Origin of the sequence: Streptomyces sp. PA03-6a, assembly GCF_033792765.1 — a bacterium.
Taxonomy (GTDB): Bacteria; Actinomycetota; Actinomycetes; order Streptomycetales; family Streptomycetaceae; genus Actinacidiphila.
In genome coordinates, this window is the sequence record NZ_JARAVK010000263.1 from 1 (window position 1) to 12,276 (window position 12,276).

10 protein-coding genes and 1 tRNA gene are annotated in these 12,276 nt (G+C 71.3%); 9 read left to right on the forward strand and 2 right to left on the reverse strand.

Annotation, left to right across the window (positions count from 1 at the left end; translation table 11 throughout):
* Window positions 1–117, reverse strand: a 117-nt coding sequence (locus PV350_RS38605; RefSeq protein WP_500337344.1) for a CoA transferase, incomplete at its 3' end; no start/stop codon positions are given.
* Between the two features lie 187 nt (window positions 118–304).
* Between PV350_RS38605 and sucC the strand changes: the two genes are divergently transcribed.
* The 9 genes from sucC (at window position 305) to PV350_RS38650 (ending at window position 11,544) form a co-directional block, all read left to right on the forward strand.
* Window positions 305–1,444: an ADP-forming succinate--CoA ligase subunit beta gene (gene sucC, locus PV350_RS38610; protein WP_499514925.1), complete on the forward strand. Its 1,140-nt coding sequence runs from the start codon at window positions 305–307 to the stop codon at window positions 1,442–1,444.
* 5 nt (window positions 1,445–1,449) lie between these two features.
* Entirely contained in the window at window positions 1,450–2,325 is an 876-nt protein-coding gene (gene sucD / locus PV350_RS38615; protein WP_499514926.1) for a succinate--CoA ligase subunit alpha, read from the forward strand.
* Window positions 2,322–2,774, forward strand: coding sequence for a carbonic anhydrase (locus tag PV350_RS38620; RefSeq protein WP_500338123.1), 453 nt, complete (start codon window positions 2,322–2,324; stop codon window positions 2,772–2,774). The genes sucD and PV350_RS38620 overlap by 4 nt, the downstream gene beginning before the upstream one ends.
* Window positions 2,771–4,315: an aldehyde dehydrogenase family protein gene (locus PV350_RS38625; RefSeq protein ID WP_500338125.1), complete on the forward strand. Its 1,545-nt coding sequence runs from the start codon at window positions 2,771–2,773 to the stop codon at window positions 4,313–4,315. Before PV350_RS38620 ends, PV350_RS38625 begins: the two co-directional genes overlap by 4 nt.
* A 129-nt stretch (window positions 4,316–4,444) precedes the next feature.
* A tRNA-Leu gene (locus tag PV350_RS38630) sits at window positions 4,445–4,532 on the forward strand.
* A 585-nt stretch (window positions 4,533–5,117) separates the two neighbouring features.
* Window positions 5,118–6,647 carry a 4-hydroxyphenylacetate 3-hydroxylase N-terminal domain-containing protein gene (locus PV350_RS38635; RefSeq protein WP_499514929.1) on the forward strand — a complete coding sequence of 510 codons (1,530 nt, stop codon included), beginning with the start codon at window positions 5,118–5,120 and terminating at the stop codon, window positions 6,645–6,647.
* 173 nt (window positions 6,648–6,820) lie between these two features.
* The gene (locus PV350_RS38640; RefSeq protein ID WP_500338128.1) at window positions 6,821–9,877 is read left to right on the forward strand and encodes an AfsR/SARP family transcriptional regulator; all 3,057 of its coding nucleotides are present in this window, start codon (window positions 6,821–6,823) and stop codon (window positions 9,875–9,877) included.
* Between the two features lie 129 nt (window positions 9,878–10,006).
* The gene (locus tag PV350_RS38645; RefSeq protein WP_499514931.1) at window positions 10,007–10,546 is read left to right on the forward strand and encodes a flavin reductase family protein; all 540 of its coding nucleotides are present in this window, start codon (window positions 10,007–10,009) and stop codon (window positions 10,544–10,546) included.
* A 110-nt stretch (window positions 10,547–10,656) separates the two neighbouring features.
* Window positions 10,657–11,544, forward strand: coding sequence for an NAD(P)-dependent oxidoreductase (locus PV350_RS38650; RefSeq protein ID WP_499514932.1), 888 nt, complete (start codon window positions 10,657–10,659; stop codon window positions 11,542–11,544).
* Window positions 11,545–11,607: 63 nt separating this feature from the next.
* Here PV350_RS38650 and PV350_RS38655 read toward each other — a convergent pair whose 3' ends face one another.
* On the reverse strand, window positions 11,608–12,192 hold the full coding sequence (locus PV350_RS38655) for a carboxymuconolactone decarboxylase family protein (protein ID WP_500338130.1): 585 nt from the start codon (window positions 12,190–12,192) through the stop codon (window positions 11,608–11,610).
* Window positions 12,193–12,276 lie beyond the last annotated feature (84 nt).

Genomic DNA, 12,276 nt, shown 5'->3' on the forward strand with positions numbered 1-12,276 from the left:
CGGGGCCTCCAGCTTCACCACGTCCGCACCCAGCCACGCCAGCAACTGCGTCGCCGACGGACCCGACTGCACATGCGTCATATCCAGGACGCGCACACCCTCCAAAGCCTTCGTCACAACCAAGGTTCCTTCCGGTCGGGGGGCCGGTGAGCGGGCCGAACGCGGGATTCCACCCCGCGGTCTGTACATTGCATACAGGCGACGAATACTGTATGCAGACGTTTATCCCGCATGGACGACCCGGTGTCCAGAGGTCTGCACCGGATTATCGTTCGACCCCGAGTCAGGGCAGGTGCGTTTGACGATGGATCTGTTCGAGTACCAAGCACGGGAGCTCTTCGCGCGGCACGGCGTCCCCGTGCTCGCCGCCCACGTGGTGGACGACCCCGCCGAGGCCCGGGCCGCGGCCGAACGCCTCGGCGGGCAGGTCGTGGTGAAGGCCCAGGTGAAGACCGGCGGCCGGGGCAAGGCCGGCGGCGTGAAGCTCGCCTCCGACCCCGCGGACGCGCAGGAGAAGGCCCGCGCCATCCTCGGCCTGGACATCAAGGGCCACACGGTCGGCAAGGTCATGCTGACGCCGACCGCCGACATCCAGGACGAGTACTACGTCTCCTTCCTCCTCGACCGCGCCGAACGGACGTTCCTCGCCATGGCCTCGGCCCAGGGCGGCATGGACATCGAGGAGGTCGCCGCCACCCGGCCGGAGGCCCTGGCCCGCGTCCCCGTCGACGTCGCCGAGGGCGTCACCGAGGAGAAGGCCCGGCAGATCGCCGAAGCGGCCGGGCTCCCCGAGGAGACCGTGCCCGTGCTGATCGCGCTGTGGGAGGTCTTCACCGCGGAGGACGCCCTGCTGGTCGAGGTCAACCCGCTGGTCCGCACCACGGACGGCCGTCTCCTCGCGCTGGACGGCAAGGTGTCCCTCGACGCCAACGCCCGCTTCCGCCACCCCGTCCACGAGGCGTACGAGACCCCCGGCGAAGGCGACCCCCTGGAGGCCGCCGCCCGCGCCAAGGGTCTCAACTACGTCAAGCTCGACGGCACCGTCGGCGTCATCGGCAACGGCGCGGGCCTGGTGATGAGCACCCTCGACGTGGTCGCCCACCACGGCGGGGCCCCCGCCAACTTCCTCGACATCGGCGGCGGCGCCTCCGCCCAGGTGATGGCCGACGGGCTCGGCGTCATCCTCTCCGACCCCGACGTCACCTCCGTCCTCGTCAACGTCTTCGGCGGCATCACCGCCTGTGACGCCGTCGCGGACGGCATCGTCCAGGCCCTCGACCTGGTCGAGCTCACCAAGCCCCTCGTCGTCCGCCTCGACGGCAACAACGCCGAGCGCGGCCGGGCCGTCCTCGACGAGGCCGCGGCGACGCTGGGCCCCCTCGTACAGCAGCTGGACACCATGGACGGCGCGGCCGCGCGGGCCGCCGAGCCCGCAAGGAGCTGATCGCGATGGCCATCTTCCTCGACCGCAACAGCAAGGTGATCGTCCAGGGCATGACCGGCTCGGAGGGCATGAAGCACACCCGCCGCATGCTCGCCTCGGGGACGGACGTCGTCGGCGGCGTCAACCCGCGCAAGGCCGGCACGAGGGTCGAGTTCGACGGGCGCACCGTCCCGGTCTTCGGCTCGGTCAAGGAGGCGGTCGGCACGACCGGCGCCGACGTCAGCGTCGTCTTCGTGCCGCCGCCCTTCGTGCGCACCGCCGTCGACGAGGCCGTCGACGGCGGCCTCGGGCTCGTCGTCGTCATCACCGAGGGCGTCCCCGTGCACGACACGGTCGCCTTCCGGGCCCGCGCGGTCGCCTCCGGCACCCGCGTCATCGGGCCCAACTGTCCGGGGCTCATCAGCCCCGGACAGTCCAACGCGGGCATCATCCCGGCCGACATCACCACCTCCGGCCGCATCGGCCTGGTGTCGAAGTCCGGCACGCTCACCTACCAACTGATGTACGAGCTGCGCGACCTCGGCTTCTCCACCGCCGTCGGCATCGGCGGCGACCCCGTCATCGGCACCACCCACATCGACTGCCTGCGCGCCTTCCAGGACGACCCCGACACCGACCTGATCGTCATGATCGGCGAGATCGGCGGCGACGCCGAGGAACGCGCCGCCTCCTACGTCTCCCGCCTGGTCACCAAGCCGGTCGTCGGCTACGTCGCGGGCTTCACCGCGCCCGAGGGCAAGACCATGGGCCACGCCGGCGCCATCGTCTCCGGCTCCTCCGGCACCGCGCAGGCCAAGAAGGAGGCGCTGGAGGCCGCCGGCGTCAAGGTCGGCAGCACCCCCTCGGAGACCGCGCGGCTCGTGCGCGGGCTGCTGCGGTGACCGCCCCCACCGGGGCCGCGGGCGTGGAACAGCTGCTCACCCGCAGGTACGACGTGGGCGCGGCACTCGTACCGCTCGACCTCGCAAGGACGCGGGCCCGCACCGGAGTCGCCGTCGTCGCGTGCATGGACGCCCGGCTCGGCGTCGAGGCGATGTTCGGGCTGCGGCCTGGCGACGCCGACGTCATCCGCAACGCGGGCGGGTGCGTCACCCCCGACACCGTCCGCTCGCTCCGGCTGAGCCAACTGCAGGGCGGCACCCGCGAGATCGTGCTCGTGCACCACGAGGACTGCGCGGTGCTCGGCGACCCCGAGCAGGACCTGCGTGCGTGCATGGCCCGCCTCCGCGCCGCCACGGAGCTGCCCCACACCGAGGTGGTGCGGGGATTCCTCTACACCCGTGGTGGTGCGCTGCGGGAGATCCGCCGTGATCGGGCGGAGCAGCCATGACCCTCACCCTCAAACCCGGAACGGCCTGGGCGGACGCCTGGCGGCGGTGCCTGCGGGCCGCCCCCGAGGCGTTCCACGAGGACCGCGTGCTCAACCTGTGGGCTGGGGCCTGGCGGGCCGACGGCCGGATCCTGCCGGCCACCAGCCCCGTCGACGGCACCCCCGTCGCCGGGGTGCCCCGGCTCGACGCGGACACCGCCCGGCAGGCCGTCCGCGCCGCCCTCGACCAGCACCGCGCCTGGCGGGTGCTCCCGCTTCCCGAGCGCAGGGCGCGGGTCTCCGCCGCCCTGGACGCCCTGGCCGAGCACCGCGTGCTGCTCGCGCTCCTCCTGGTCTGGGAGATCGGCAAGCCCTGGCGGCTCGCCCTGGCCGACGTCGACCGGGCCGTCGACGGAGTCCGCTGGTACGTCGGCGAGATCGACGACATGGTCGAGTGGCGCCGCCCGCTGCCCGGCCCGGTCGCCAACGTCGCCGGCTGGAACTACCCCATGAGCATCCTGGTCCACGCGATGCTCGTGCAGGCGCTGGCCGGCAACGCCGCCATCGCCAGGACCCCCACCGACGGGGGCCTGGCCTGCCTGACCCTGGCCTGCGCGCTCATCGCCCGCGAGGACGTACCGGTGACCCTGGTCGGCGGCGGCGACGAGCTCTGCGAGGCGCTGGTACGGGCCCCGGAGACCGGCTGCGTCTGCTCCGTCGGCGGCCGGGACGCGGGCGGCCGGGTCGCCTCCGCCCTCACCGACCCCGGCGGACGCCATGTCATCGAGCAGGAGGGCCTGAACACCTGGGGCGTGTGGGACTACAGCGATTGGGAGTCCCTGACCGCTCACCTCCGCGGGACCTTCGACTACGCCAAGCAGCGCCGCACCGCCTACCCCCGCTTCGTCGTGCGGCGCGAACTCCTGGCCGACTTCCTGTCCGCCTACCTGCCCGTCGTGCGCTCCGTGCGCCTCGGCCACCCGCTCGCCGTGGACGACCCCGGGGACGACCTCCCCGAGCTCGACTTCGGGCCGCTGATCAACGCGGCCAAGGCCAAGGAACTGGACGACCTCGTCTCCGAGGCCGTCGACCGCGGCGCGACCCCGCTCCACCGCGGCAGCCTCGCCGACGCCCGCCTGCTGCCGGGCCAGGACACCTCCGCCTACCTGGCGCCGGTCACCCTCCTCGACCCGCCCGTCACCTCCCCGCTGCACCATGCGGAGCCCTTCGGCCCGGTCGACACGATCGTCCTGGTCGACACCGAGGCGGAGCTGCTGGCCGCCATGAACGCCGGCGGCGGCACCCTCGTCGCCACCCTCTCCACCGACGACGAGGACACCTACGCCCGCCTCGCCCCGGACATCCGCGCCTTCAAGGTCGGCCACAACAGGCCCCGGTCCCGCGGCGACCGCGCCGAGCCCTTCGGTGGCCTCGGCACTTCCTGGCGCGGCGCCTTCGTCGGCGGCGACCTGCTGGTCCGAGCCGTCACGCGCGGCCCCGCGGGCGAACGCCCCCCGGGGAACTTCCCCGGTTACCACCTGATGCCGCCCGAGGCCGTGTAGGAGCACTCCGGTGCCGGGGCCCACACGGCCCCGGCACCCTGTGCACCCTGCGGATACGCAGGTGAAACCCACCCCGAATCCTTGGTATCGTTGTGCCTGTCGCCGCGGGGCCAGCCCTGCGGATCACCTGTCCGGGTGGCGGAATGGCAGACGCGCTAGCTTGAGGTGCTAGTGCCCTTTATCGGGCGTGGGGGTTCAAGTCCCCCCTCGGACACCACGACGAACGACATACAGGACGAGGCCCCGACCGTACGGTCGGGGCCTCGTCCTGTATGTGTGCAACCAACCATGTGCGCAGCCGTGAGGTGTCGATCCAGGAAAATGAACATTCATCTTGACGTGCCGTCCGGTGGCGCCGCAGGATGGGGGCCGACAAAAAAGGAACGGTCGTTCGCGAAGGGGGTGGGCATGGTCGTGGAGCGTGTCCCGGGGGTGGCGAGGGGGGCCGGCGACATGCCCGCCCGGGGGCGCGACGCCCCGTCGCGGGAGTTCCCGGGGATATCGCCGAGGTCGCCTCGCGATTAACGCCCGGCTAACAACTCCTGGCTAGGCTCGGGGAATCAACGGCCGAGGCAATTTCAACTTCACGGCAGGGCGGGCTTTCCTCCATTCGAATCGGGCGGTTCGAATGGACGGTCGATCACGACGCTGATCCGACGGTTTCCCGCGCGCTGAGAGCGGATTCACCAACGGATTCGCGGCAATTTCCCGGCGATGTCCTGTCGAGTGAACTCGAATGACGGCCCGAGAAACAGCAGTCCATGCACGCCGGTGCTTGGGCGAGGGCAGAAGGTGGCATTTGATGCGAACTGGCGACCAGTACTTGGAGTCCCTCAGGGACGGGCGCGTCGTCTGGGTCGGAGGTGAGCTGGTCGACGACGTCACGACGCACCCGAAGACCAGGGCGCAGGCCGGGCGGATAGCGCAGTTCTACGACCTGCACCACGAGCCCGAGATGCAGGACGTCATGACCTTCGTCGACGACGGCGGGGTGCGTCGTTCGATGATGTGGTTCACGCACACGGACGCCGCGGGGCTGCGCCGCAAGCGCGTGTACCTGGAGACCGTGGTCCGGGAACTCGACGGGGGATCGACGGGGCGGACCCCGTGCGCGAACAACTACGGCCTGGTCACCTACGAGGAGGACCCGCAGCCGTGGAGCGACCAGTCGGTGGGCACCGGCGGGCGTGATCTGACCGTGGGGATCAGGGACTTCCTGGAGCTGGTGAAGGAGGGCGACCTCAACTGCGCCTTCGCCTTCATCGACCCCCAGGTCGACCGGTCCAAGCAGAACGCGGCCCAGACCGCGCTGCGCGTCGTGGAGACCCGGGACGACGGCATCGTGGTCAACGGCGTCAAGGCCGTGAGCACCGGTACGCCGTTCGCTGATTACATTCACATCGGTGTCTTCTTCCGGCCGGGAATCGAGAGCGAACAGGTCATCTACGCCGCTTGTCCGGCCAATGCGCCGGGCGTCGCGATGGTCTCCCGCGAGGCGACGGTACGTGACGATCCCGAGAACCACCCGCTGTCCTCCGCCGGCGACGAGCTGGAATGCACCGTCATCTTCGACAACGTGTTCATCCCGTGGGATCGCGTTTTCCACATCGGCAGCCCCGAGCACGCGTCGCTCTACCCGCAGCGCATCTTCGACTGGGTGCACTACGAGGCGCTCATCCGGACGATGGTCCGCGCCGAGCTCATGGCCGGGCTCGCGATGCTGATGACCGAGCACCTCGGTACGTATCAGCTCCCGCCGGTCCAGGCGCGGCTGGCGCGGCTCGTCGAGTTCTACCAGACGATCCGGGCCCACGTGATCGCCTCCGAGACGGAGGGGTTCATCTCCCCGGCGGGGCTCTACAAGCCCAACGTCCTCCTCTTCGACTTCGGCCGGTCGTACTACCTGGAGAGGTACGCGGAGATGCGGAACGAGGTGATCGACCTCGCCGGCCGTGCCTCGCTCCTGTTCCCGACCGAGGAGCAGTGGCAGAACCCCGAGTTGCACGACTGGCTCGCGCCCCTGCAGGCGGGCGCGGTCGGCGAGCCCTACGACCGCATCCGCATCTCGCGTGTCATCCGTGACCTCTTCCTCACGGACTTCGGCGACCGGATCAGCACCTTCGAGCAGTTCAACGGGACTCCGATGCTCGGCACCCGGATGCTCACGATGAAGCGCTCGGAACTGTCGCCCTCCGGGCCGCTCACCCAGCTGGCCCGGAAGGTCTGCGGTCTTCCGGAGCCCGAAGTCCCCGAGGTGACGGCCTACACCGAGCAGGCCGAGTACGCCCGGCGTCTGGACGGCGCGCGGCTCGAGGGCTCACGGGTCCGCTGAACCGGCGACGGTGCGGGCAGGTTCGCGGCCGCCGCCGGTCGCGAACCGCCGCACCCGGTACCGACGGGTGACCCGGTGCGGGTGGGCACCGACGACACACATGGTTCGGCCGGCGAACGGGACGAGCCGGAACTTCCGCGGGAGCACTGAGGATCACGGAGGCGCGACATCCGATGGGTGACTCTGATTCCGACCGGCCGAGCGGCCCGAACGCGTCCGGCCGGCACCATCGCGCGATCATCCGGCGGAAACTGGCGGCGCCGGAGCCGGCGAAGGACGTCGTCGTCCGCGAGAGGCTCAACCGACGTCTGCGGGACATGCTGGACCGCCACACCGTGGTGAACGTCTTCGCGACGGCGGGGGCCGGCAAGACCACGGCGGTGGCCCTGGCCGTGAGCGGCCTCGACCGGCCCGTCGCCTGGCTGTCGCTCGACGGCACGGAGCGGGCGGCAGGGCGCCTGCTCGTCTACCTCGAAGCGGCTCTCGAGGGCGTCGTCGCCGGCGCCGCCGACGTGGCCTCCGACGCCCTGGGCAGCAGCCTCCACATCGGTGAGGCGGCCGGGCTGCTGGCCGAGAGCCTCCAGGGAAGCCGCCTCATCCTCGTGTGCGACAACGTGGAACGGATCGCCGCCGACGAGAGCTGCGTCGCCGTGCTGTCGTCCTTCGCCCGCTACCTGCCGTCCGGTGTGAACCTCGTACTGATCTCGCGTGTCGACGTCCACCTGGACCCGGGCCCGACGAGCGAACGCGACCGGGTGGGCGAGCTGATCGAGAGCGACCTCGCCTTCGACGCCCAGGAAGCCGACGCCGCACTGCGGACCGTCGGCCACGTCGACGTGCATCCGGCCCGGGCCGTGGCGGCGACGGGGGGCTGGGTGACCGGGGTCCTGTTCGAGGGATGGCGTCATGCGCGCTCCCGCGAGCTGGATCCCGACTCGCTGCGGTCCTACGTCGCGGCGAACGTCTTCAACTCGCTCTCCCCGGTGGAGAGGACCTTCCTCCTCCACACCAGTCTGCTGGCGGAGATATCGGTCGAGGGCGCTCGCGCCCTGGGTCAGGAGAACGCGGCCCAGGTCATGGCCGACCTGCGCGTCCGGCATCTTCCGGTGACGTGGTCGCCGGACGGTTCCCGCATGACGCCGCACCCGGTGTTCCGCGACTTCCTGCGCGTCGTCCTGGGGCGGCAGGACGCCGGGACGCTCACCGCGGTCCGGCGCCGGCACGCCGAGCTGCTGATCGCCCGCGGCGAACGCGAGGAGGCCGTCGACGAGTTGCTGCGGCTCGGGGACCTCGAGGCGGCCGGGCGGCTGGCCGCCGCGGCGCTTCCCAGCCTCGTGGCGCGGATGGACTTCGAGCCGGCGGCACGCTGGCTCGACGCGCTGGGAGGGTCGGCCCGTACTCCGACCCCGGAGATCGGCTCGGTCATCCTGCGCGTCGCCTTCGCACTCGAGCAGTGCGACCGCGGCGTGGAGCTCGTCGATCGCCACGGATACGCGTGGCTTCCGGAGCCGGGGGCCCCCGACTTCGAGGAGGCCCACGTCCTGGCCTGCTGGTGCCTGTGGCACTCCGGCCGGATCGAGGAGGCGCGGTCCGTCGCCGACCAGCTCTCACCGGGCCGGAACTGGCTCATCGCGCACACGTTGATCGCGCTCGCCACCGGCGAGGAGCCACCGCCCTTCCCCGAGTACTCGCCCACGCCGTCCGGGCCGGTCGACGGTCTGCTGATGCGGCTGGCCTTCATGCGCGGTCGCCTCGAAGGACTCGACGACGTGGGTTCGTTCGACCCGTGGCGGACGATCCTGGGCGGCCCCTGGGTCGTCGCCGCGCTGCGGGCCACCGGACGGCTCGACGCCGCGATGTCGATGTTCGAGCCGCGCAGCGGTTCGTCGCAGCCGGTCTGGTTGCACGCCGTCGACGCCGTCGACCTCATGCTGGACCTCGGCCGGGGAGAGGAGGCCTGCGCGTCCATCAAGCGCGGGCGGGACCTCATCGCGTCGACCGGATCGAAGGTGTACCGGAACATGAGCCTGCTCGTCGAGGCCAAGCTGCGGCTGCGCCTCGAGGGCGACACGCGGCGTGCCGACCGCGTGCTGGCGGAAGCGGCGGCCAACGGTGCCTCGGAGTACGTCCTCACCCGGGAGACGTGGCAGGTCTGGTCGGGCTTGTCGATGCTCCTGCAGGACAAGGACGCCGAGGCCTACGAGCTCCTCGCGGAATGCGTCCTGAGCATGCAGAAGGGCGACCGCCACCTGGATCTCCCGACGGCCGCCGTCTACCTGGCCGAGGCGCAGTGGCGTCTCGGCCTCGAGGACCAGTCCGACGCCACGGCCGACCTCGCGATGACCTCGGCCTCGACGCACGGATCACAACACCTGCTGCTGACGGCCCTCACCGACATGCCCTCGGTCGCGGCCAGAGCCGCGGACACCAAGTCCAGCCGCATGTCCCCCTGGTACGAGGTCCTCGCGGCACTGTCGGGCCCGCATCCCGTACGCGTGAACGTGAGTACGCCGCGTCTGGTGCTCGAGGAGTTCGGCGAGCCGGTCCTCACCGTCGACGGGAACACGGCTCAGCCCCGGCTCACCAAGAGCGTCGAGCTCCTCAGCTACCTCCTCGGGAGACCCGACCGCAGGGCCACACGCGAGGAGCTCCTCGGGGCGCTCTTCGGCGGTCGTAACGACGCCGCCGGCCGCAACTACCTGAGGCAGGCCCTCTACCGGCTCCGTGAGGTCCTGCCCGACGACCTGGGCCCGAGGCAGGACGGCGACGTCTTCCGCATGCCCGGTCCCGCGGTGGCCATGGGCTCGGCGCAACGCGCGGCCGACCTCATCGCCCAGGCCGGCAGACAGGACGGGGAGATCCGCCTCCAGACGCTGGCCCACGCCCTCAGCAGCGCCGAAAGGGGGCCCTACCTCGCGACGGTCTCCGGTGCGTGGGTCGCCGAGCGCCGCGTGCTCCTCGCCGAGACCTTCCTGTCGGCGCGGGTCGACGCGGCCAAGCTCGCCTACCGGATGAACCGGTACCGCCAGGCGAAGGGACTGGTCGACTACGTGCTCCGCGAGGACCCGTACCGCGAGCAGGCCTGGCGGCTGGCCATCCAGCTGGCGCACGCCAGTGGCAGCGACGACGCCGTGCTGGCCCTCTACCAACGGTACGCGGTGCGCATGCGGGAGCTCGGCGTACCGCCGTCCGACGAGGTCCGCCGACTGGTCGCGCAGCTGCGCCGCTAGGCCCGCGCCCGTCCGCGCCGCAGAGGCCGGTGAAGCCGGTGAAGCCGGCGAACACGCCGTCAGCCACACCCGGGCCGCCTGGGCACAGGCGGTGCCGGGGCCATCTCGTCACACGCAACGGAGGGCACCATGGATACGTCGACCGCGCACGACATGTCCGTCGTCTACCGCGGAGCAATGTCACGGTTCACGACCGGCGTCACGATCGTGACGACCAGGACGCCGAACGGCCCGGCAGGGATGACGGCCAGCGCCGTCGCGTCCGTATCGCTGGATCCGCTCATGCTCCTGGTGTGCGTCGGGAACACCCTTGCGACGCGCGACGCGATCTCCGGCTCCGGGGTCTTCGCGGTCAGTGTCCTGTCACGGGGACAGGAACACCACGCGCTGCGGTTCGCGAGCCGGTGCGACGACAAGTTCGCCGGCATGGGCCTGCGGGCCGGCCACGAACTCCCCGTCGTCGACGGCGCGGTCGCCTACTTCGCCTGCGACGTCCACAAGGAGGTCGCCGGGGGAGACCACACGGTCTTCATCGGGAAGGTGGTCAGCTGCGGCTACGAGGCCGACTCCGACCCCCTCGTGTACTTCGCCGGGGGATTCGGCAGCCTCTGCGATCCCCGTTCCCACGTGCAGCTCGCCTTCGACTGGCAGCTGTCCGCATCGATGTAGCGATCCCTCACCCGGTGCCCGGGCCGGCGCCGCGCACCACCGCGACCGGTCGGGCCCGGGTGGGATCGACAACCCCCTGCGCATGTCGCGCACCGTCTCAGGAGATGAACGTGAACGTATCCGTGCTGGGTCTCGGTCAGATGGGATCCGCCATAGCCGAACGACTCATCGGCGCAGGCCACCAGGTGAGTGTCTGGAACCGGTCGAAGGGCAGGGCGGACGGCCTGGTGGCACAGGGCGCCATCGAGCTCGGCGCCCCCGGTGAGGCGTGGGACCGGTCGGAGGTGTGCATCACGATGGTCGCGGACTCCCGCGCCCTGGCCGATGTCGCGCTCGCGCCGGACGGCGGGCTCGTCCACGCCGCGTCCGGCAAGGGACGGGTCCTGGTCGACATGAGCACCGTCTCCGTGGAGGTGTCCCGTGACGTGGCCGCCGGAGCCGAGGCCGCCGGTATCGGCTACCTGCGCGCTCCTGTGAGCGGGAACCCGGGTGTCGTGCGTGCCGGGAACCTCACGATCATCGCGTCGGGTGACGACGCCGTCTTCGCGTCCGTGGAGGGCCTGCTGCGCGACATCGGCCCCCATGTGTTCCACAGCGGTGAGGGGGATGCCGCCCGCATCATCAAGCTGGCCCTCAACCTCATGGTCGCCGGGACGGCCGAGCTCCTCGCGGAGTGCGTCGCCCTGGCCGAGGCCCACGGCGTGCAGCGGGACCGGCTGCTGGAGGTCGTCGCCGCCTCGGCGGTCGCGTCACCGCTGGTGAAGTACAAGATCGGGCCCCTTCTGGCGGATGACTACACGTCGACGTTCAGCTCCCGGCTCATGCGCAAGGACCTGGACCTGGCCCTCGAAGCGGCGGCGGCCGGCGGGGTCCCGCTGCCGGTCACCGGCGTCGTGCAGCAACTGCTCCAGGCGTGCATCTCGACCGGCTTGGGTGAGCAGGACTTCATGTCCCTCCTCATCCGGCTGCAGCGTGAAGCCGGACAGATCCCCGGCTGACCGTCCGGATGCGCGTGAGGCCGGCCGGACTCCCGTCCGGCCGGCCTCGGATCCCGCGCGGTCTCAGAGCCGCGCCGCCACGGGTGCGGGCGGCTCGGGCATGTCCAGATCGAAGGCCATGACACGGTGGAAGCGCGACAGGGCGTTCCACATGCTGATGCACATCACGAGCTCCACGAGTTGCGCCGCGTCGAACACCCGCTGCGCCTCGTCGCGCACATCCGTCGAGACGCCGGTGAGGCCGCTCGCGACGGGGGTGCCCGGAAGGGAGACCGTCATCTCCTCGGCCAGCCGGAGCGCCAGCCGCTCCTGCTCGGTGAAGCCCCCGAGCTCGCCGCCCGCGACGGCCGCGAGCTCGTCGGCCGACACCCCCTTGGCGAGCGCCGACGCGCAGCGGTGACTCGTGGTGTAGCGGCAGTGGTTGAGCACGGCGACGCGTACGGCGACCAGCTCCTTCACGCGCCCGTCCAGCGAGCCCGGTCCGTTGACCTGCCTGAGGAAGGGAAGGTAGGCGGCGAGCAGGCCGGGGCTGTTCCCGATGCCCGCCCAGGTGTTCAGCACCTCGCCGTACGCACTCATCCCCTGGGTGAGAGCGGGTTGGTCGACCGACGAGAACTCGTCGGAAGTGAGCAGCGGCACCAGTGACATGGGCATTACCTTTCAAGGAATCCCGGCTGGAGGCAGCCGGCTTGGGGTGAGGGTGGGGCGGACTCCGGGGGAGTGGCCGCGGCC